Source organism: Chitinophaga niabensis, assembly GCF_900129465.1.
GTDB classification, from domain to species: domain Bacteria; phylum Bacteroidota; class Bacteroidia; order Chitinophagales; family Chitinophagaceae; genus Chitinophaga; species Chitinophaga niabensis.
Map to the genome: position 1 here is coordinate 1,218,535 of NZ_FSRA01000001.1, position 23,177 is coordinate 1,241,711.

The following is a 23,177-nucleotide window of genomic DNA, read 5'->3' on the forward strand; positions in this document are numbered from 1 at the left end:
GTTACTTTACATTTAATGCATCATAGATAAATACCTGCGACTGCGTTACCACATTTTCTCCTGCTGTAAGGCCTTCTATGAATGCTTTATCATCTACCCGTTTGATCACCCTGATCTCGCGGATAGCCAGTGAAGCATCTTTTTTCACCACCACATATCGTTTGCTGTTATCCATTACCACTGCTTTTGCGGGGATACATAGTTGTGGTGTGCCGCCTATCCTGGAGCTGAGGTATACCCTGGCAAACATTTCCGGTTTCAGCTCATTGTTTTTATTTGGCATGCTGATGCGCACTTTCATGGTACGGCTTACTGCATCCAGCACATTGTAGATCTTGTCTACCCTTCCGGCGTATTCCTTATCCGGATTGGCCAGGGTGGATACAATCACCGGATCGTTGAGGTGGATGCTGTTAATGTCCGATTCGTAAACATTGGCGATCACCCATACGGTAGAAAGGTCTGCGATGGTGAAAAGATTGCTGTTGTTATCCTGCCTTACTTCCGAATTGCCGGTGATATTCTTTTCGATGATGCTGCCGGAAATGGGTGCTTTTACGGTATAACCGGCTTTGCTGTTCCCGCCGGTAATGGCATTGATCTGTTGTGCTTTTTCCAGTTCGGACTTAGCTTTATTGTATTCGATCTGTGCGCTGAGATATTCCTGTTCGGTGATCAGGCTGCCCTGGTATAAGGAGCGGCGTGTTTCCATGTTCTTCAAAGCCATTTCTGCATTGGCATTGGCGAGGGAGAGATCGTTGTTTACAGCCGCCACTTCAGAACTTTCCAGTGTGGCCAGTACCTGGCCTTTCTGCACCATGTCTCCCAATTCTACTTTTACCGTGCCAATACGGCCACTGACCAATGCATATACTTTGGCCTGTTGCTGTTCTGTAGGTACTATTTTGCCGTTCAGTTTTACCAGGTCCGTCATTTCCTCCAGTTTTGCCGGAGCTGTTTGTAATTGCCTGATAAGACTGTCCGGCAAAGGGTTCACTTCCTTGATGGGTACCGGCGTTGCCTGCTGGCAGGAAGCCAGTGCAGCCCCTATCCATAAAATTTTAATTTGCTTCATTGTTCAGTAAGTTTTTCCCGATTACATAGTTTAGTTTTTCTATTGCCTGCATCCGGTCGTTCTGCATATTGTTTAACCGGAGGATATTTTCTTTATAGGAGTCGTAGAAGTCCGTGAATTCCAGCAGGCTGACCTCCTTTTTCAGCAGATGTTCTCCCATGTTCTGTAAGAGTATTTCCAGCTGTAACCGGAAGCCCGGATCTATGGCAAACACTGCCTTTTCCGTATTGAGCGCTTGTGCATACACCGTGCGTACTTCATTTTCCACCACCGCCGCCTGCTGTTCCAGTAAGAGCTTTTGCTGTGCAATATCCACCCTGGCCGCTTTGATGTTTCCCTGGTTACGATGAAAGAAAGGAAGGTCCATGGCTACATTCAGCAGGCTGGCGTTATCGATGTAATTGCTGCGTTTGTCGAACATAGCACCAACAGTAAGGTCCGGTACGGCCATTGCTTTCTGCAGCCGGTAGTTTTGTTCGCTGTACTGCAATGCATGTTGCGCTAGCCTGAGGTCTTGCCGGGTAAGCAATGCCGTATCCAGCAGGGTTTGCAGATCAGTACGCCGCAGGGAAACAGGTTCCGCCGTTACCTCCGTTACATACCAGGTATTTTGCCGGTGCAGGAGTAACTGTAATTCACTTTGCATATCATGGCATTCATTCAGCAGGCTGGTGTGTTCTGCACGAAGGTTATACAACAGCGATGTGACGCGTACGGCATCTTTACCGGAAACAATACCTTTCGCCTGAAGGCCATGGTAGGTCGTTTGTAAGGTTTCCAGTGTGCTTATCTGCTGCTGCAATGCAGCTAAAGTATTCTGCTGGTAATGCGCTTTATAGAAATTACTGCGCAGGGTGAAACTTAAGGTACGCAGCAGGTCAAAGAACCTGTCTTCTGCCATGGAAGAAGCTGTACGGGCCAGTTTTACCTGTTTGTTGCGTTTGCCTGCCAGCAATATGAGCTGTTCCGCTGCAATAGCATATTGGCCGGATGTGTTGCCAATGTCTGCAAACCTGTTATTGTTGGGATTATAGACACTTCCTTCCAGCTTCAGGTTGGGATTGGGAAAGAGCTTCATTTGTACCACTTCGGCCTGTGCTTTAGAGATATTATATTTTTCAGCGAGCAGGTACAGGTTATGTTCCAGGAATTGTTTTTCTGCCTGTGGCAGGGTAATGCGCAATGTATCCTGCGCATACCCGTACATGCTTATGATCAGCACGCCGATCGTAAGCATGAGATTGCGTTTGCAATTCATTGTATTACAAATTAATTGTCAGATGTTGTAAAAGATTAAGTGGAAAGGGGCTTCAGGCCTGTTCGGGGGGAGGGGTTACTATTTCATAAGGTATAAATACCGGTTCCTGCGTAAAGCCTTCCGGGTAAACGCGGGCTGCTACCGTGAAATTTGTATGATCTTCTATATGAACAGGGGCGCTCAGGATGCAGTACTGTATATCTATCTGCTGATAGAACCCAGGCTGATCGTTATCCTCATCTTCCGGGGAAGGATCATCGTACCCGAATACCACCTGTACCGTATATTCGAGTGCGGAATTGATATCATCTTCCAGCTGGCCATGGGCATCATACACATCCACTTCACCCGTTTCCGGCAAAAATATGCCGGTATTGAAGTGAAGAAGCAGGAAAAGATATGCAATGATACGCCGCATGTGCTGTAAAGGTAAGCCCTCTGGTGAAGGGGATGCCTTAAAATAGCCTTAAAATCATTTTAAGGCCATCAGTAAAAAGTACCATAAAACCCCTGAATGGTCATAGGCTAATCCCGCCGGCTGCAGTACCTTTGTATCATCATGAAACCAGCCATCCCGGTATATGATATTTGCAGCCTCAGTATGGGGAAAGATCAGCAGGACCTGCTGATCGAAAGATTAAACCATTACCTGCAAAATAACTACCAAAAGGCCATACACCAGCACGGCCACTCATTCTACCACCTGGTATTATTTACCAAAGGAAGCGGTAGCCATACCCTGGATTTTACGAAGTTCAGTGTACAGCCTTACCAGGTTTATTTTATGATCCCGGGCCAGGTACACAACTGGCACTTTTCACCGGATACAGACGGTTATGTGATCCATTTTTCGGAAACATTCTTCCGCTCTTTTTTAATGCATCACGATTACCTGGAACGTTTTCCTTTTTTCAGTGGTGACAGTAAGGACCAGGTACTAACAGTACCACTCCCCGCAAGGGAAGAAGTGAAAGCGTTGTTTGAGAAGCTGGTAGCAGAAATGGAAACGCCGCAGTTTGATATGATCCGCGTGTTGATGCTGCAATTATTCCTGCTCATTGAAAGAACGAGCGTAAGGGAAAAGAAGAAAGCCATTCCCCAGCAGAAACTGCTGGTATTGCGCAACTTTCAGCAGCTGATCAACAAACACTACCGTACCATTAAATTACCAAAGGAATACGCAGAACTGTTATATATCACACCCAATCACCTCAATGCCCTCTGCCAGGACCTCCTGGGCAAAACGGCCGGTGAGCTGATCCGGGAAAGGATCCTGCTGGAAGCAAAACGTATGCTCACCAATGCAGACCTTACCGTAACCCAGATCGCGTATGAACTCAACTTCCAGGATAATTCCTACTTTAACCGCTTCTTCAAAAAGTATGCAGGCATCACCCCGGATGATTTCAGAAAAAGCTTAAATAATTAGTATATGTGTGCCGAAAAAACAGACCACAAACCCAACCTTATCCTCAGTGTATTAAGTAATAAATGCCCGCGTTGCAGAAGGGGTGACCTCTATCAGCACAAAAATCCCTATCGCCTGGGCAGCTTCATGAAAATGAATGAACATTGCCCCGTATGCGGCCAGCCTACAGAGCCGGAAACAGGTTTCTACTTTGGTACCGGTTATGTAAGTTATGCCCTTTCCATTGCCCTGAGCGTGGCCACCTTTGTTGCCTGGTATGTATTATTGGGTTTTTCCCTGTACGATAGCCGTCTTTTCTGGTGGCTGGGCATCAATGGCGCACTCCTGGTTATCTTACAACCCATACTGATGCGGGTTTCGCGGAGTATCTGGCTCGCCTTCTTTGTTTATTATGACAGAAACTGGCGGCTTCAGTATAAAGTTTAAAGATATGCTGTATTTTGCGGCTCAACCGAGTCGTATAAGTGAGCATGAGATCCTGCTATATAACCGCTTTATTGTTTCTATTGATGTCCGTTACCTTGAAAGCGCAATTGCGTTTCAAACATCTGGGCATTGCGGAAGGATTGTCTCAAAGCTCCGTTTACTGCCTCTACCAGGATGCCAAAGGTTTTATCTGGATAGGCACCTTTGATGGTCTCAGCCGCTACGATGGCTACAGTTTCCGCCACTTCAAATATGATCAGAACCGCCCCTTCAGCATGAGTTCCAATGAACCCATTGCGCTGGGAGAAGATAGTGAAGGCAACCTGCTGGTAGGTACTTCCCTGGGCATGGACCTTTTCGACTGCAAACTGGAACGTTTCCATAAAATAGTTTCCTCCGATAAAAGGAACGACTTCCATTTCCGTTATGCCAAGCTGATCAAAAGGGATAGTAAGGGCAATCTCTGGGTAGCCACCAATAAAGGGCTGTTCCGTTATGATGAAAAGCAACGCGTGCTGCACCCGGTAGACCTGGGCAAAGGTCCCGGCAAACCTTCTATCAGCGCCATTGCGGAAGATAAGAACGGCATCTTATGGCTGGGCAGCGCAAAAGATGTGATCTGCTATAACCCCCAGAGCCGCCGCATTCTGCCGCTTCCGGTTTCCCTGCTTCAAAATCCCCGTTACCTCAAAAGCTTTGTACACAGCATTGCTATAGACAGTATGCACAATGTTTGGATAGGTACGGAAAAGGATGGTTTACTGATATGGGACCGCAAAACGGATGTGGTGGAGAATTACAATTCAGAAACCAGCCCTTTACAGATCAGCAGCGATATGGTAAGGGCTATCCTCTTCCACAACGGAGAAGCATGGATAGGTACGCGCAACGGGCTGTATACCCTCAATGGCAGCAGGACCACCGTAAAGAATTATGTGGTGGACAAGTACGATCCTTATTCCATTTCAGGTAATTCCGTGCTCTGTTTTATGAAAGATAATGCCGGCAGTATATGGGTAGGTACCTTCGCCGGCGGCCTCAGCATTGAGCATCCGGGAAATGAGAACTTCAGCTACATCAACGAGCAGCTGGGCCGTCAGCCGGGATTGAGCAACAGGGTGGTGAGCAGCATCAAGGAAGATAAGGACGGCAACCTCTGGATCGCTACAGAAGGTGGTGGCGTTAATTATTACAATACAAAGAAGAATACTTTTCAATACATCCGCGTAAATCCCCGCGCGCCGCATCATATCAATCCTGAAATGGTGAAAGCCATTCACCTGGATGAAAAGCAGAACCTCTGGATCGGTACGCTGGAAGGGCTTTTCAGGTATCATCAGCCTTCCGGGAAAATGCTTTCCTATCCCCTGAAAGAAACACCCAAACACTTGTTGGATGATGTGGTGTATGGTATTGCGGGGGATGAGGAAAATACCTGGATAGGAACTAAAGGTGGTTTATTCCAGATGGATAAGAACGGGGCTTTTACCCGTTACCGGAATAAAAAAGAAGATCCGCACAGCATTATCTCCAATGATATCAACACACTCATGCAGGATAGCGAGGGTGGTGTATGGATCGGTACAGAAGTAGGCCTGTCCTGCCTCCCGAAGGGAAGGAAACAGTTTGTCAATTACCTGAAAGAATACGATAGCGTATTCAACAAGAATGCGATCCTTTGTATCTATGAGGACGATCGCCGGAATATCTGGATAGGCACAAGGGGAGGAGGATTGAAATTACTGAACAAGGAACGCAACCAGTTCTTTACGCTGGATACCGCTTTCGGTCTCTCGTCCAATATTGTGCATGGCATTACCCAGGATAAAAAGGGAGACCTCTGGGTGAGCTTTAACCAGAGCATTGCCCGCATCACCTTAGGAAAAGCGCATGGGCCTTTTAGCAAAGAAGAAGTGCAGGTGGTGAATTATTCCGTGAACAATGGATTGGGCAGTAACGAATTCCTGGCGGCCGCATGCAGAACAGCATCCGGAGAAGTAATGTTCGGCGGCAATAACGGCATTGTTCAATTCCACCCGGATAAGCTGGTGATCAATAAAGTGAAAGCCCCGGTGGTATTCACTTCCTTCAGTATTAAAAACAAACCGGTGACCATAGGGGGAGAACATTCTCCCCTGGAGCAATCCGTCAGTTATACAGATCATATCACCCTCACGCACGACCAGGCTTACTTTACGCTGGGTTTTGCGGCACTGAACTATATCAATTCCAGCACCAACCAATATGCCTACATGCTGGAAGGCCTGCATGGAGAAACGCAATGGAACTATGTGGGGAATCAGCAAACGGCTACTTATACCAACCTGGATGCAGGGGATTATGTGTTCAAAGTAAAAGCCGCCAATAACGATGGTTACTGGAATGAACAATATGCCAGCCTGCATATTACAGTGCTGCCGCCACTCTGGAAAACCTGGTATGCTTACCTGTTCTACCTGCTGGTGATAGGAGGTATCTTATATATCTTCTGGTCCCATTCCATTAAAACCACCCGCCTCAAACATGAGATCTTGTTGCAGCAGCGGAGCCGTGAGAAGGACCAGGAACTGGCGCAACGCAAACTTTCCTTCTTCACCAATATTTCCCATGAGATCAAAACACCGCTCACTTTAATATTGGCACCGCTGGAAAAACTGGTGGATGAAGAGAAGGGGAATAATAAAGTATTAAACCAGCTGCTGCTGATGCAACGGAATGGAGAAAGGCTGATGCGTTTAACGGATCAGTTGCTGGATTTCCGCAAGTTCGAAGCAGGGCATATGCAGTTGCAGATCGCGGAGCAGGACATTGTGCAATTTATCCGGGAGGTGATCCTTTCTTTTGATGCCTATGCCCGGCAGCGCAACCTGAAGCTCACCATGCAGGCGGCGGAACCGGAAATGCTCGTATGGTTTGACCACGATAAACTGGAAAAGGTGCTTTTCAACCTCATTTCCAATGCGGTGAAATTCACACCCGCAGGCGGCAGGATCAAGGTTTCCGTGAAAACCAACGCACAGCGCCAGGTGGTGATTTGTGTGGAGGATAACGGAGCCGGTATTGCGCCGCAGCATATCGGTAAGATCTTTAATCCTTTCCATCATTATAATGATACGGGCTTACCTATTTCAGGTACCGGTATCGGGCTGGCTTTTACAAAAGGACTGGTAACCCTGCACAGGGGAACTATTACTGTTGAAAGTAAACAATCCACGATCGATATCCCCGGAGAAACCTGCTTCACGGTTGCCTTCCCCATGCATGCGGAGCAGTATGTGCAAAGTGAGATCAGTGGCAGCGCTCCGGAAAGGCCGGAGCCCTTCATAACAGAAATGGCACCCGAAGAACCGGAAGGAGAGGGCAATGGCCAGGTAATGCTGATCGTGGAAGACAATGCAGAAATGCTCAGCTTCGTAGCCAGCCATTTCAGGCAGCATTATACCGTTCACGAAGCCATCGACGGCAGAGAGGGCTGGAAAATAGCCACAGAGGTACTGCCGGACATTATTATCTCCGATGTAATGATGCCGGGCCTGAGTGGAACAGACCTCTGCCGCAAGCTGAAAAAGGACGAAAGGACCAGCCATATCCCTGTGATCCTGCTCACTGCCCGTACACCGCTCGTTTTCCAGATGGAAGGTTTTGAAACCGGGGCGGACGATTATGTGACCAAACCTTTTAACCTGGGCTTGTTGCAGCTGAGGGTAAATAACCTGCTGGCTTCCAGGGCATTGCTCCGGGAGCGTTATAGTAAGGATATTATGTTGCAGCCCCGCAACATTGCCATTACCTCAGCCGATGAGATCTTCCTGGAAAAAGTAATGGCATTTATTGATGCTAATATATTGGAACCTACCCTCAATGTGGAGCAGCTGGCCAAAGAAGTGAACATGACCCGCATCACCCTTTACCGGAAAATTAAGGCACTCACCAACCAAACCACCATCGAATTTATCAGGAGCGTACGTTTAAAACGGGCGGCGCAATTATTATCCCGGAACGAATTTACCGTTACAGAGGTAGCATATATGGTAGGTTTTTCTGATGTGGACTATTTCCGCAAATGGTTCAAAGCAGAATTCGGCAGCACTCCCCGCGATTATGCTGCTTCTCAGTCAACTCAGCCATAGTGGCTCATTTTCCTCCTTTTGTGTACAAATGACCTGTGCTATTTTGATGGATTTCACCCGTATTTAAGCAGCAAATGACGGGTACCTTAGCCCTTCCTTCCCCCTAATTTTGGAGATCAACCAATTACTTAGATCAATCAACCAATTGTCGTTTTCAACTACGTTATTATGGTGAAAAAGTACGCAATCCCACTTTGCTTTGGGCTGACGTTATGCCTTCCCGGTATCCGGGTATCAGCAAAGCCGATGGAAGATACGGTCATTCGCAGGGCTTCCGTTTCTCAGCGCCTGCCGGCAGCAGCCAGCCGTATCTTACCGCTGAAAGATACCGTTCCGGTATTATTTGGTGCTCAATCCGGTACTACCATGCTCCAGTCTTACGGAATTGTCCGTTACGACGATATCCGCAGCATGCCGGTAACACAATTGGAAAATAGCCTGTATGGCAAACTGGCCGGGCTGTATCTCCTGCAAACCAGCATAGAGCCTGGGCAGGATGCTGCCACGATGTCTATCCGCGGAGCGGGTCCCCTGGTTGTAATAGACGGGGTGCCCAGGTCCATTACCTCCATTGATCCGGAGCAGATCGCTTCGGTAAGCCTGATCAAAGATGCATTGGGTACTGCCATGTATGGCATGCGCGGGGAGAATGGCGTAATCCTGATCACTACCAAACATGGCTACAATGGTAAAAAGAGGATCTCCTTTACTGCCCAGAGCGCTATTCAGCAACAGCTCAAAAGGCCAAAGTTCCTAAAGGCATTTGATTATGCGAGCCTTTATAACGAAGCCTTGCAGAACGACGGGAAGCAGCCCGTTTATTCCCCTGCAGACCTGGAAGCCTGGAGAACAGGCAGCGATCCCTTCGGCCATCCGGATGTGGATTGGTACAATACCGTGCTGAAAGACCAGGCCGGTATGCAGCGCTACAACCTGAATATTGCAGGCGGCGGAAGGTCTGCCCGTTATTTCGTAGACCTGGATTACCTGAACCAGCAGGGATACTTTATAACCGACAGCAAGAACACTTACCCTACCAACAACTTCTATAAAAGATATGTTTTCAGAACGAATATAGATGTAGACCTTACTAAAACCACCCTGGTGAACCTGAACGTTTTTGGCCGCATCCGTAACGGAAATGAACCAGGCGCAGAAACATCCGGCATTTATTCTTCCCTTCTTACCACGCCCAATAACGCTTATCCCATGCTGAACAGCGATGGCAGCCTGGGAGGAAATGCGCAATACACCAATAATATCTATGGTCAGGCTGTACGTTCCGGCTACCGGCCTAATTATAACCGCAACCTTTCTATAGACCTTTCCGTAAAGCAAAAGCTGGATGCTGTATTGCCGGGTTTGTTCGTAAAAGGCCTGGCTTCTTTTAACGGGTACTATAATGAGAACATTAACCGGAGTAAATCCTTTGCAGTATATAATGGTACCAGTAAAATAGGTACAGATGGCACACAGTCAAACACAGCTGCCAACAGTGCTGAGAACCGCCAGGCTTACACAGAATTCCAGGTGGGGTATGATTCTGCTTTCGGCGCACACCAGGTGAGCATTGTTGGATTGTATTTCAGGGACACCTATACTGATGGAAAACAATTGCCACTCATTAATTCCAGTTTCTCTGCGCGCGCCGCTTACAATTACGCGCAGAAATACCTGCTGGAATTCACCATGGCCTATTCCCGCAATAATATGTACTATCAGAAGCAGTGGGGATATTTTCCTGCGGTAGGTATCGGCTGGAACATCGCCAGAGAAAACTGGTTCCGGGAAGCGCTGCCATCTATCGGAACGCTGAAGCTCAGAGGTTCTTATGGATTAACAGGCAACAGCAGCAATGCAGGTTATTATACCTACCTGCAATTCTATACACAAAACACTTCCTATGCATTGGGGAACCCGGCTACCAGCTACGCTGGTATCAGCGAATCAGCCCTGGCTAATCCTTACCTTACCTGGGAGAAGGCAAAGAAACTGAACGTAGGGCTGGATGTTGCTCTCCTGCAGGATAAACTGCAATTCACGGCAGAATACTTTGATGTACGCCGCACCGATCTGATCATGCGCCGTGGTACCAATGCCAGCACGATCATCGGGAATACCATACCACTGGAAAATATCGGCGCCAGCACTTACAGCGGAATGGAGTTCAGTGCGGACTATCACAGCAGGGCAGGGCAACTCGGTTATTATGTGAATGCGAACCTGTCTTTCATAAAATCCCGTGTGGATGATATGGATGAGGTAAGCCGCCGTTACAGCTGGAATAAACGTACCGGTTTGCCGGTAGGGCAGAACTTCGGACTCGTGGCAGATGGTTTCTATAATACCAAAGATGAATTGGATAATCACCCCAGGCTGGATGGTTACACACCTGTGCCGGGAGATCTCAAATACAAAGACCTGAATAATGACGGCGTGATCAATGTGTTTGATGAACGTGCCATCGGTACCACCAAACCACAGGTATATTATGGTGTGAACATGGGGCTTAACTGGAAAGGCTTTGACCTCAGCATGGTTTGGCAGGGTGTGATGAACCGTTATATTTTCCTCACAGGCAACAATACCTACGAATTCCAGAACTCCGGAAAAGGACAGGCCATGGAACACCATCTTGGAAGATGGACGCCGGCTACAGCAGCTACTGCCACCTATCCAAGATTAACAGTGGGTACCAATGTGAATAATCACCGCGCCTCTACCTTCTGGCTGAAAGACGGTAAATACTTACGCCTCAAGAACCTCGAGCTGGGTTATACACTGCCGCAGGATTGGGTAAGGTTCACCCGGTTAGGCAGCATCCGCGCATTTGCGAACGCATACAACCTGCTCACCTTTACGCCGCTGGACCGTGTAGATCCTGAATCTTACCAGGGCGCTTATCCGAATCAGCGCATTTACAATTTCGGTGTGAACATTCAACTCTAATTCATTATGAAAAGTAAATATCTCCTTTATATACTCGCAGGTGTTTGTGTGGTGCAGGCCGCCTGCAAACGTGTGCTCGAATCTGAGCCGCAGGACCGGCTTACGGGCGACCTGGTGTTTGATGAAATGGATAAGAACGCAGATAATGCAAAAGCTTTCCTCTACGGCATCTATGCACAACTGCCCTCCGGTTACAACCGCACTGAAAATGCTTATTTAGACAATGGTACAGACGATGGCATGGCTTCACAGGATGGGGACAGAACGGAAGATTTCCGTAAAGGACGCATCAGCCCTTTGAACGTAACTGATAATACATGGGGCACTAATTACGGAGGCATCCGCCGTGTAAATATGTTCCTTTCTAAAATAGACAAGGTGCCTGCCACTGCAGAATTAAAACGTGCCTGGAAAGCAGAAGCCCGCTTCCTGCGTACCATGTTCTATTTTGAACTGATGAAACGCTGGGGAGGTGTGCCTTTAATGGGCGACACCATCCTGAAGATCACGGATGATCTGAATTTCAGCAGGAGCACCGTGGAGCAGACAAAGAATTATATCCTCGCAGAAATAGCAGATTACAAAGATTCTTTACTGCCCGCCAATATGAATGATGCGGATGTAGGACGTGCCAACAAAGGTGCGGCACTGGCCCTGAAAGCAAGGGTACTGCTCTATTGGGCCAGCCCTTTATACAATCCTGATAACATCATACAACGATGGACAGATGCAGCAAATGCTGCACAGGAAGTAACAGACCTCGGTGTTTACACCCTGTCCACCGACTTTGCCGGTTTGTTCATCACCAGCAAGACCACAGAAATGATCTTCGCTAAAAATGGCACGCCCAATCAAACCGTAGAACAGTACAACGGACCTGTCGGATACCTGAATGCCGGAGCCGGTAAAGGATTGACCAGTCCTTCCCAGGAACTGGTGGATGCCTTCCCCATGATTAATGGCCTGCCTGTTACAGACCCGCTTTCCGGTTATGTGGCCTCCAAACCATATGAAAAAAGAGATGCGCGTTTTGAAGCCACCATCCTTTACAATGGAAAGAAATGGCTGAACCGCGCTGTAGAAACATTTGAAGGCGGACTGGATAAACCCGGCGGTATCATCACCCAAACAAAAACAGGCTACTACCTGCGCAAGTTCATGGGCAAATTTGAAAGCTCCACTGCTTACAGTAATACCATCAGGCCTGTGATACTTTTCCGTTATGCGGAAGTGCTGCTCAATTTTGCAGAAGCAAAAAATGAGGAAAGCGGTCCTGTTAAACCGGTATACGATGCGCTGGGCCTTATCAGGAAGAGGGCAGGGATCACTGGTACCACTTATGGATTGCCGGCCGGCATCACCAAAGATTCCATGCGGAGCATTATCCAGAATGAAAGAAGGATAGAGCTGGCATTTGAAGAACACCGCCACTGGGATATCCGCCGCTGGAAGATAGCAGGCAAAGTGATGAATGCACCTTTATCCGGTATGAAGATCGTAAAGAATACGGACGGTACGTTCACTTATACAAGGTTTGCGGCCACCACCTCCGCATTCGATATCACCCGGATGTACTGGTACCCTATCCCGTACAGCGAGATAGAAACCAATCCAAACATGAAACAGAACACCGGTTGGGAGTATTAACGCAAATGAAAAAAACTATTATGAAAAGAATTATATCTATTCTGCTGCTTTCTTTCTTTGCTGTTACCGCAGTAGCGCAGGAAAGGACCATCCGCGGAACCGTTGCGGATGCTAACGGGCCTGTACCTTTTGTTACCGTAAAGGAAGCCGGGAATCCTAAGAACGGCGTGCTCAGTGATGATAAAGGTGCTTTCACCATCACACTGAAAACAACTTCCAATGAGATCATTATCACTTCCGTAGGATATGCCGCCAAAACGGTGAATGTAAAAGGAAAAACAAGTATCAGTATAATGATGGATGAAGCGGTGACTGGTTTGGGAGAAGTGGTAACAGTAGGTTACGCGAAACAAAAGAAGATGACGAGCACCGGCGCGGTGAGCATGATCAGCGGAAAGGAATTACGCCAAAGCCCCGCCGCCAGTATCCAGAACTCTCTCGTAGGCCGCCTGCCGGGTTTATTCCAGCAGCAAACCAGCGGTCAGCCGGGTAAAGATGGTGCTAACTTCTTTATCCGCGGCAGCAGTACTTATACCGGTGCCAGCAATCCACTCATCGTAGTGGATGATATCGAATACGATTACAACCAGGTGAGCCAGATAGATCCGAATGAAGTGGAAAGTATTGCTATCCTCAAAGACGCATCCACTACCGCCATCTATGGTATCAAAGGAGCAAACGGTGTATTGGTGATCACTACCCGCCGTGGTAAAACAGGCGCACCGAAAGTAACACTCCGCTCTGAAGCCGGCTTCCAGAAACCAACCGTATACCGTAAACCATTGCCTTCACACGAAGCCATTCCTTTACTCATAGAACATTACACCAACTCCGGGCAGGACCCTAATGTGTTGCTGCCGGGTTATACCAGCCCTGAAGCTATTGAGCATTTCCGTTTGGGAGACGAGCCATATAAGTATCCGAATGTGAACTGGTATGATGAAGTGATGAAGAAAAGCACGCTGCAACAAAGGAACAACCTGGATGTAAGCGGTGGTACGGAATCTGTGAAATACTTCGTTTCCCTGGGATATATTTTTCAGAACGGTATCATGAAAGAATTGCCTAAAGATGAAGACTTCAACAGCAACTACTATCTGAAACGTTACAATTTCCGTTCTAACCTGGATGTGGATGTAACAAAGGATTTCAGCCTCCGGCTGGACCTTTCCGCACGTCTCTCCGAGATCAATGAACCCAACTTCCCGGATGTAACAAGTGGTGGCGCATGGCCTTTCTGGCGCAGGATCACTTCCGGTCTTTTAGCGCCCTGGGTATATCCGATCTATAACCCGGATGGTTCCTTTGGTGGTAAAAAATCAGGTACCCTTAACCCGGTAGGTATCCTCAAATACGCAGGTTACAAAAGGCAGTACGATAATGACCTTAACCTGAACCTCACCGCTAACCATAAATTGGATTTCATCACCAAAGGTTTGTCTATCCGCGGAACGCTGGCTTACCGGAACGATTTTCAGAGCAGGCGCAGTGTAACAAGAGGCCGCTTCCCCGTATATGAATACATTTCCGGATCAGATACTTATGAGCCCGTATTCCCGGACCTCTTCAGGATCCCGGTGATGGCAGAAGATGCGGATTTTCAGAATGGATTGAAAAGGCCTATCCGTGTATTGAACACGCAGGCTATCCTGGATTACCGCAGGGCATTTGGTAATCACACACTGTATGGCCTTGCTTTGATGAACCAGAGTGCAGATGTGCAGGGAGCAAATGTACCAGGCAAATTCAGAGGATATGCGGCAAGGGTAGGATATGATTTCCGCTCCAGGTATCTCGTTGAATTTAACATGGGTTACAATGGTTCTGACCGTTTTAAATCAAAGAACAGGTATGGTTTGTTCCCCGCAGTATCTGCAGGCTGGAACGTAAGCGAGGAACCTTTCTTTAAAAATAATGTGAAGTTCGTTGATTACCTGAAACTGCGTGGTTCAATAGGAGAGGTAGGTAACGACCAGTTGTCCAACACCTTCAAATACATCTATGAAGAGGTGTACACCAAACCAGCACAGGATTACAGTTTCGGAGAATCTCCCACCTCTTCCGGCGTAGTGATCCCAGGCGCGTTGGCGAATGAAGATGTACGCTGGGAAAGGGAACGTAAGATAGATCTCGGTATTGAACTGCACCTGTTCAAAGGTAAACTGGAGATCGTAGCAGATTACTTTGATAACCTTCGTTACGACATCCTCACTACCCGTGGCTCTGTACCGGTATATACCGGCATTTCCTTACCGCCGGTGAACATTGGCCGTGTGAGTAATAAAGGATATGAAATTGAAGCCACACACCGCCATAAGATCGGCGCTGTCAACTATTTCCTGAAAGGTAACTTCTCTTTCGCAGAGAATAAAGTACTCTTCCGTGATGAACCATTCAATGCATCCAACCCGCTCTTGCTGCAAACAGGCCGGCCTGTGGGGCAGATCTATGGTTATATCTTCGATGGCTTCTATTATGATGATGCAGACATTGCCAAAAGCCCTGTGGCAGTTGGTAAAACAGTAAAACCGGGAGACATTAAGTTCAAAGACATCAATGGCGATAACAAGATAGACCAGAACGATATCGGGCCGATCGGCCATCCCAACCTGCCACAGGTAACCTATGGTATCAGCGCAGGTTTCAGCTACAAGGATTTTGATATGTCCGTACTCTTCCAGGGAGCAGCACGTGGTAGCATGGATGCATCCACCATGTTGCAGATCGGTAACTCCAACGGTATCCCTTCTGAGATCCACAAAAAGAGATGGACCCCCGAAACCCGCGATATCGCAGAATATCCAAGGCTGGGTGGTGTGAACTTTGACATGTCCACTTTCTGGTTAAGACCTTTGGATTACCTGCGTTTGAAGAATGTGGAAATGGGTTATCATATCCCCAAAGCATGGGTGAACAGGATAGGCGTGCAGGACATCCGCCTGTATGCGAACGGCCTGAACCTCATCACCTGGTTCAATCTCAAGATCTATGACGTGGACCCTGAATCAGCGAGAGGTGGCGCTTTCACAGAAGCATACAGCAGTTATCCGCAACAGAAGGTTTTCAATTTTGGTTTACAGGTTTCCTTTAAATAGTTTGATCATGAAGAAATTATTCATTGGTGCAATAGCACTCTCCTTAGCAGCAGCAGCCTGTAAAAAAACAAATGGTGACGACTTCCTGGACAAAACAGATACCGGCACCATCGACCGCGAAAAAACATTTGCGGACAGTGCGTTGACCATGCAATTCCTCAATGGTGTTTATCGCCAGTTGTCTTTTGTATATTTCCTGGATAACGGTCTTTTTGGCGGCGGCCTCTGGGGCTATTCAGATATAACAGACGATTCAGAAATGCGCTGGAGCGGCAACGTAGCCCAAACTGCACAGGCATATAATTCCGCCACCTTTTCTACCGGTGCAGACTTTGCCAGGATACGTGCAGACCATTGGACGAATCCTTACACCTGCATCCGCCGGGTGAACATCTTCCTGGCCAGTATAGACAAAGGGCCTTTATCCGAAGGCCGGAAAACCCTGGCCAAAGCAGAAGCCCGGTTCCTCCGTGCCTACTATTATTTTCACCTGCTTCGCACACACGGCGGTATTCCGCTGATCGGCGACCGCTTATATGATCTTACAGACGACTTCAACCTGCCCCGTGCTTCTTTTGAAGAATGTGTAGCGTATATCATTAAAGAGATGGATGAAGTAGCGGCTATCCTTCCGCTGGAACAGATTGGCCCTGAATATGGCAGACCCACAAGAGGTGCGGCCATGGCAGTGAAAGCAAAAACACTCTTCCTGGCTGCGAGCCCTTTGTTCAACGGGCAGAACCTGGGAGAAACCGCCGCGCAGAAAGCCGTGCTGGGGTATCCTTCCTTTGATAACGAACGCTGGAAAAAAGCCGCTGATGCTTTGAAGGCGGTGATGGACCTGGGGATCTATGAACTGGTGGAAGATAATGTTACCCGCCCCGGAAATGGCTTCTATACTACCTTCATTCAACGGAAGAACAAAGAACAGATCTTCCTGATCATGCAGGCGAATAACAAGTTCGTGGAGTTATACCAGCTGCCTACTTCCCGCGCAGGGAATACGTATAGTTTCCCTACACAGCAATTGGTAGATGCATTCCCGATGGCGAATGGTAAAATGATCAATGAGGCAGGTTCCGGTTATAATGAGGCCAAACCTTATGAAGGCAGGGATCCGCGCTTTTATTTATCCATCCTGTACAATGGTGCCCCCTGGCTGCTGAGGACCAGCAATAAAAAAGAGCCGGTATGGCTGTACCAGTTTGCGCCGCAGGATGGCCTTAATACAAATGCGAATTCTACCCGCACCGGATATTTATGGCGTAAAATGATGGATGAAAATGCAGGAGGCAACTATGGCGTGGATGCCAACCGTTGTTTGCCAGCCATCCGTTATGCAGAGATTCTGCTGAACTATGCGGAGGCTATGAATGAATACGGCGGCGCAGGAAGCGAAGTGTACAATGCAGTGGAAATGATCCGCAAACGGGCGGGCCTTAATCCATACCAGTTAACAGCGGGTTTAAGCAAAGAGGCGATGAGAGATGTGATACGTAATGAAAGGAGAGTGGAGCTGGCCATGGAAGAAGGACACCGCTTCTTTGACCTGTTACGCTGGAAAGAGCTGGATAAAAAAGCAGCCGGTGATATGTATGGCATGCGTATGATCAAAGTAAATGAAACTACATTTACGCCGGAGCGCTTTGTTTTTGAAACGCGAACATTCAGAAGCCCGCAGATGTATTTTATGCCTATCCCGCAACAGGAGATCAACCGCGCTCAGGCATTGATCCAAAACCCGGGCTGGTAATTATGATGAAAACGATGAAGAATAAATTATTGGTACTGCTGTTACTGCTGACTGTATCTGCCACCGCGCAGCAAAAGCTACAGTATGGCGCACAGTATACCGGCAAAAGAACAGACGCCGCCATGAACAAATGGCGCAGCAACCGCTTCGGACAGTTTATCCATTGGGGATTGTATGCTATTCCCGGTGGCGTATGGAATGGAAAAACGTATAACTATGCGGCGGAGTTCCTGAAATCCAGCGCTAAGATACCCACCAGTACCTGGGATTCCCTGATGTACCAGTTCAACCCGGTGAAGTTTAACGCAAAGGAATGGGCTAAAATGGCGAAGAAGATGGGCGCAAAGTACATGACCATCACCACCAAACACCATGAAGGTTTCTGCCTGTGGCCCACAAAGTTCACGGAGTTCAATATCAGCCATACGCCTTACAAAAAGGATATCCTGAAAGAACTGGTAGAAGCCTATAACGCCGAAGGCATTGACGTAAACTTCTATTACTCTGTGCTTGACTGGCATCATCCTGACTGGCGCTATGATATCAAATCCGCAGAAGACAGCATTGCCTTCCGGAGATTTTTAAAGTTTGCCGCTGATCAGTTGCGCGAACTCGCCACGAATTATCCTACTGTAAAAGCCTTTTGGTTTGATGGCACCTGGGATAATTCCATTAAGAAAAACGGCTGGTGGACGCTGGAAGTAGAAAAGATGCTGAAGGAAGTAAGGCCCGGCGCTATTGTGAACAGCCGCTTGCGTGCTGATGACTTTGGTAAAAGGCATATTGATTCCAATGGAGAGTTGATGGGAGATTACGAATCAGGATACGAACGCCGCCTCCCTAATCCTTATAAAGACCTGCAGGTGACTAAATGGGATTGGGAGGCTTGTATGACCGTTCCCGAAAACCAATGGGGCTATCATAAGGACTGGAGTCTCAGCCATGTGAAGTCCCCTTTGGAGCTGCTGGAGATGGTGGTGCACACAACCTCTATGGGCGGCAACTTCCTCCTGAACTTTGGCCCTGCCGGAGATGGCAGCATCCGTAAAGAAGAGCAAAACATTGCAGCTGAAATAGGTGCATGGATGCAGGCAAATGGCCATGTTATCTACAACTGTGACTATGCAGGCTGGGAAAAGCAGGATTGGGGATATTATACAAAACAGAAAGGCAGTAACACACTGAACCTGGTAGTGTTCAATGTACCGGTGAGTGGTTTACTGAAAATAAAAGCCCCGGCAGGAACACGCTTTAAAACAAAGCAGGGACTTGAGGAGATCGCAAAAGATCAATACCTGTTCCATATGCCCATACAGTTATATAAAGTGCCACAGGTAATTATCCTTGAAACAGAAAGCAATAGCGGCAGCGGAGATAAATACCAGGAAGCAAAAACCTAAGGCTACTCGATCTACTATAATACGATAGGGGCTCTGATTTCAGGGCCCTTTTTTAATAATAAAAAGCCCTCCTCTCCAAAATAAAAAACTCCGCCCTCTGCTGCGCGGCAAAACCTCTGCAATCCCATTAAAAAATATTGCTCACACAAAAAGAAAAAACACCCTCTCCAAAATAAAAAGCTCCGCCCTCTGCTGCGCGGCAAAACCTCAGCAGTAAACAAAACTACTCCTTCTGCACCTCCATGAATATAGTATTACACTTATCCGCCACATCATGCAATATCTCATCCATTTCCTGCGCCAGCTTCTCAACATGCACCAATAACGGCGCATTATCCGGGTCTGCCAGGTTTTCTTTATTCATCAATCCAACAAGGCCAAGCATAGAAGCAACCGGCCGCCGCATCCCATGCGAACTCATATGCGCTACTTTCTTCAGATCTTCCACAAACTTTTTCTTTTCATCAATATCCTGCATTGCACCGATCACCCTGTAAGGAAGTCCCTCTTCATTATAGATCACATATCCTCTGTCACTCACATACCGGTATTCTCCCCATGCATTCATAAAACGATACTCCACCTCCCATTGCGTAAGCCGCGTTCTGATCACCTCTTCCAGGCTAAACACAGCCCGTGCATAATCATCCGGGTGCACCATTTTCTTCCACCAGGAAATATCTTCATTGCTGGTATCGTGCCCGAAGAGCAATTGTAAATTGGAATTCCATAACACTTTGTTGGTGGCCAGGTCCCAATCCCAGATCACATCATTCGTTGCAAGGGATACGATCTCATATCTTTCCACCGCCTTTTTAAGCCTGATCTCCTGTTGTTTCCGCTCTGTAATATTCCTGGCAAAACAAGCCACGCCAATGATATCACCTTCCATCACAATGGGTGTGAAAGTCACTTCTGACCAGGACAAGCCGATGCCCTGCAGCTCCCGCGCATCTTCAATTACCAGGGTTTCTCCCTGAAGGCTTCTATCATAGTGTTTCTGCCAGCGTTGATATTCCAGCTCTCCTTCCACCATAGATAAGGCATCACCAAGTTTGATGTCAGTATTGGTAAATTTCAGGATCGTATTGTGAAAAGCCTGGTTAAAAGCAATGAATTGTTTATCTGCATTCACCGCCCAGATAAGGGCATCTGTGCTGTTGATAATGGTGTTCAGTAATTTTTCCTGCTGGTTGAGGGCTTCATCAGCCAGGTATTTATCCGTTACATCCATTGCACTCACCACTTCGGCTGCTTTTCCTTTATAGGAAGTGCCGAAAGACTGCACCTGTACATATACCAGTTCGCCATTCTTTTTTACGTGCTGGAGGCCATCTGCCTTAGGGTCCAGGTCTGTCATCTGCATCTGCAGGAATTCCTGGCGGCTGTATCCATAGGTATTCACCGCAGCATCATTAACGAGCAGGATACGGAGATCTTTTTTATTGTAGATCCACATGGCATGCGGCGATTCCTTAAAGATGCGGATATAGGCATTTTCAGAATGATGAAGGGAGGTCAGGTATTTTTTCAGCAACCAGTACAGCAGTGAGCCGCAGATGAGCATAAATGTAACGCCTTTGAGATGCTGACCTACCCAGATCCTGGAAGAAGTGGGGCCAAATAGCCACATGAGGAGGCTGTCAGTAGTGAAGATCCAGAAAATGCCAAAGGCAATAAAGATCATCACTGTCCTAAGCGGTGAGAAAAGGTTGATCATACATGGTGTGTTTCAGTCGAGGTTCGGTTACTGCGTCCAAAGTAATAAAAAAAATGAGTCCCGGCCCTGCCGCACTACCTATATATTTAAAAATGATGTATCTTATTGAAAACCCTTATAGTCATGACACATTCCCGTAGAAAATTCCTCCAGTATTCAGCTGTAATGGGCGCATCAGCATTTGCCTCCCCGCTGGCAGGATTAGCCATGCCATGGCAGCAGCGTAAGCTGGGTGTTGCGCTCATAGGCCTTGGCGGTTATGCCACAAACCAGTTGGCGCCTGCACTGCAGCAAACGCAAAATATTGAACTGCGTGGCATTGTTACCGGCACACCTTCCAAGATCCCTGTATGGGTAGAGAAGTACAAGATCCAGGACAAGAACATCTATAACTATGAGAACTTCGATAAGATCGTTGATAATAAGGATATTGATGTGGTGTACATCGTACTGCCCAATTCTATGCATGCGGAATACACCATCCGTGCTGCAAAAGCAGGGAAACATGTGATCTGTGAAAAGCCAATGGCAGTGAGCGTAAAAGAAGGGCAGGCCATGATCGATGCCTGTAAAAAAGCCAACCGGCAACTGGCGATAGGCTATCGCCTGCATTATGATCCCTTCCATCTTGAAATGATGCGGCTCACCCGGGAGAAAGTATTCGGGAAAGTAAAGCTCGTGGAAGCCAGCGATGGTTTCAGGGCCGGTGATCCCAACCAGTGGCGGCTGAAACATGCTTTATCCGGCGGCGGGCCTTTGATGGATGTAGGGATCTATGCCATCCAGGGCGCGCGTTATACAGTAGGTGAAGAACCGATCTATGTAACGGCACAGGAGTTCCCGAAAACAGAGCCGGAGAAGTTTAAGGATGTTGAAGAGTCGCTGGCATGGCAGTTATATTTCCCCGGAGGCGCTATTGCCAATTCCTTTTCTACTTATACCACCGGCGTGAACCGTTTATATGCAGCAGCAGAAGGCGGATGGTATGAAGTAAACAATGCATATGGCTACAGGGGCCAGCAGGGCCGCACCAGCAAAGGGCCTATGGAGATCACGCCTATCAATCAGCAGGCTGCACATATGGATGGTGTGGCTAAAGCAATCCTGGAGAACCGGCCCAATAATGTACCGGGAGAAGAAGGGCTGCGGGATATGAAAGTAATAGAAGGCATTTATGAAGCGATCTCCAGCGGTAAAAAAGTAAAATTAGATCTGCTCAAATAGATAATAGAGCGGTGATTCTTCCAGTACTTTCCTGGCGCCGTCCTCCCATTTGATCAGGCGGATGAAACCATCTGTTATTTCAATGCCGGTGATATCCCCGTCGCTGAAACAACAGCAGCCTGTATTGAAGTAGGTGGGCTGCGCCATTGTTTTTATCAGTACTTTCCCTTCGTATTCTTTTTTGCGTTTTGCCAGGGAATCCTGTAATGAAGTGACCAGGGCTTCATCCTTTTCCTTCATGGCTTTTTCCAGTTGCTTCGTCAGGCGGTCTATATGATCGAGGGAAACAAATACGGGTTTGTGTGTATGCCCTGAAATCAGGAAAGTGTTCTTCGCCTGTAAGGTCCACTCATACATCACAATATTGTGCAGGTCTACCAGGTCAAAGGAATCTGATACCGTATCCATGCGTATGTCCAGCAAACGTTGAATAGGCGTCCAGATAGCTGCTACGAACCATTTGGAAAAAGCATTGCCGTCACTGCGCTGATCTCCCTGGTGGCCATGGGTGAGGAAGATGTTGAAAGTGCTGTTGTTATAAGGCATCTGGAGGATCAAACCTTCATAGATCTTTAGTTTATCGCCGAAGATGGGTTTCAGGAACTGGTTGCGGGGAATGAGGTAATTCCATTCCAGGTCGTGATTCCCAAAGATGCGGTAATAGCGGTCTTTCTGAAGGAATTTGGCCTCTTCCAGTAAGGTTAAACGGTTCTTTTCGATCACTTTGGCGGGCGTGCTTTCCCATAATTCCTCACAATCTCCCAGGTTGATGAGCGTATATCCCTCATTGTAGTAGTGCGTGAGGGCTTTCATGTAGTTTTCTTCCGCTATCATAAAATCATCTGCAGCATCTTTTGCACCTTTATGCTGATCTGAAAGGATAATATAACGGGCGCTCTCCGGATGGCAGGAGAGGAGCAGCCCCTTATCCTGTTTGCCTTTCAGGATATCCTGCTGAAGTTGCGTGAGATTGCTGAAAACAGCTTTGCTTTCAGGCCGGGATGATAATTTGTTGGCAAGCCAGATAACAGGTTTCCGGAATATTATTTGCAGTAGTTTCTTCAATTAGAT

At 47.6% G+C, this 23,177-nt stretch carries 14 protein-coding genes; 9 read left to right on the forward strand and 5 right to left on the reverse strand.

Annotated elements, in window-relative coordinates:
• Position 1: 1 nt before the first annotated feature.
• Genes BUR42_RS04585 through BUR42_RS04595 form a run of 3 tightly spaced genes read right to left on the reverse strand, consistent with a single transcriptional unit; the run spans position 2 to position 2,751 of the window.
• Positions 2-1,075, reverse strand: a complete 1,074-nt coding sequence (locus tag BUR42_RS04585) for an efflux RND transporter periplasmic adaptor subunit (RefSeq protein ID WP_074238104.1) — start codon at positions 1,073-1,075, stop codon at positions 2-4.
• Entirely contained in the window at positions 1,062-2,333 is a 1,272-nt protein-coding gene (locus BUR42_RS04590; RefSeq protein WP_074238105.1) for a TolC family protein, read from the reverse strand. Before BUR42_RS04590 ends, BUR42_RS04585 begins: the two co-directional genes overlap by 14 nt.
• Positions 2,334-2,385: 52 nt before the next feature.
• Positions 2,386-2,751: a hypothetical protein gene (locus BUR42_RS04595; protein WP_074238106.1), complete on the reverse strand. Its 366-nt coding sequence runs from the start codon at positions 2,749-2,751 to the stop codon at positions 2,386-2,388.
• A gap of 141 nt (positions 2,752-2,892) precedes the next feature.
• Between BUR42_RS04595 and BUR42_RS04600 the strand changes: the two genes are divergently transcribed.
• The 8 genes from BUR42_RS04600 (at position 2,893) to BUR42_RS04635 (ending at position 19,162) form a co-directional block, all read left to right on the forward strand.
• Complete coding sequence (locus BUR42_RS04600; RefSeq protein WP_074238107.1) at positions 2,893-3,762, forward strand: AraC family transcriptional regulator; 870 nt, start codon at positions 2,893-2,895, stop codon at positions 3,760-3,762.
• A 3-nt stretch (positions 3,763-3,765) separates the two neighbouring features.
• Entirely contained in the window at positions 3,766-4,188 is a 423-nt protein-coding gene (locus BUR42_RS04605; RefSeq protein ID WP_074238108.1) for a DUF983 domain-containing protein, read from the forward strand.
• Positions 4,189-4,271: 83 nt separating this feature from the next.
• Entirely contained in the window at positions 4,272-8,318 is a 4,047-nt protein-coding gene (locus tag BUR42_RS04610; protein WP_074238109.1) for a hybrid sensor histidine kinase/response regulator transcription factor, read from the forward strand.
• Between the two features lie 168 nt (positions 8,319-8,486).
• The gene (locus BUR42_RS04615; protein WP_074238110.1) at positions 8,487-11,267 is read left to right on the forward strand and encodes a SusC/RagA family TonB-linked outer membrane protein; all 2,781 of its coding nucleotides are present in this window, start codon (positions 8,487-8,489) and stop codon (positions 11,265-11,267) included.
• A gap of 6 nt (positions 11,268-11,273) precedes the next feature.
• On the forward strand, positions 11,274-12,914 hold the full coding sequence (locus BUR42_RS04620) for a RagB/SusD family nutrient uptake outer membrane protein (protein ID WP_074238111.1): 1,641 nt from the start codon (positions 11,274-11,276) through the stop codon (positions 12,912-12,914).
• Positions 12,915-12,934: 20 nt separating this feature from the next.
• The gene (locus BUR42_RS04625; RefSeq protein ID WP_143197335.1) at positions 12,935-16,009 is read left to right on the forward strand and encodes a SusC/RagA family TonB-linked outer membrane protein; all 3,075 of its coding nucleotides are present in this window, start codon (positions 12,935-12,937) and stop codon (positions 16,007-16,009) included.
• 7 nt (positions 16,010-16,016) lie between these two features.
• Complete coding sequence (locus tag BUR42_RS04630; RefSeq protein WP_074238113.1) at positions 16,017-17,762, forward strand: RagB/SusD family nutrient uptake outer membrane protein; 1,746 nt, start codon at positions 16,017-16,019, stop codon at positions 17,760-17,762.
• 2 nt (positions 17,763-17,764) lie between these two features.
• A complete protein-coding gene (locus BUR42_RS04635) occupies positions 17,765-19,162 on the forward strand; it encodes an alpha-L-fucosidase (RefSeq protein WP_200798213.1) in 1,398 nt (465 codons plus the stop codon).
• 223 nt (positions 19,163-19,385) lie between these two features.
• On the opposite strand, the gene BUR42_RS04640 is transcribed toward BUR42_RS04635, so the two are convergent.
• On the reverse strand, positions 19,386-20,882 hold the full coding sequence (locus BUR42_RS04640; protein WP_084185399.1) for a PAS domain S-box protein: 1,497 nt from the start codon (positions 20,880-20,882) through the stop codon (positions 19,386-19,388).
• A 123-nt stretch (positions 20,883-21,005) separates the two neighbouring features.
• Here BUR42_RS04640 and BUR42_RS04645 point away from each other — a divergent pair, with 123 nt between their 5' ends.
• Positions 21,006-22,106: a Gfo/Idh/MocA family protein gene (locus tag BUR42_RS04645; RefSeq protein WP_074238115.1), complete on the forward strand. Its 1,101-nt coding sequence runs from the start codon at positions 21,006-21,008 to the stop codon at positions 22,104-22,106.
• Here BUR42_RS04645 and BUR42_RS04650 read toward each other — a convergent pair.
• Positions 22,089-23,171: a metallophosphoesterase gene (locus BUR42_RS04650; protein ID WP_074238116.1), complete on the reverse strand. Its 1,083-nt coding sequence runs from the start codon at positions 23,169-23,171 to the stop codon at positions 22,089-22,091. The two genes, BUR42_RS04645 and BUR42_RS04650, sit on opposite strands and share 18 nt — an antisense overlap.
• Positions 23,172-23,177 lie beyond the last annotated feature (6 nt).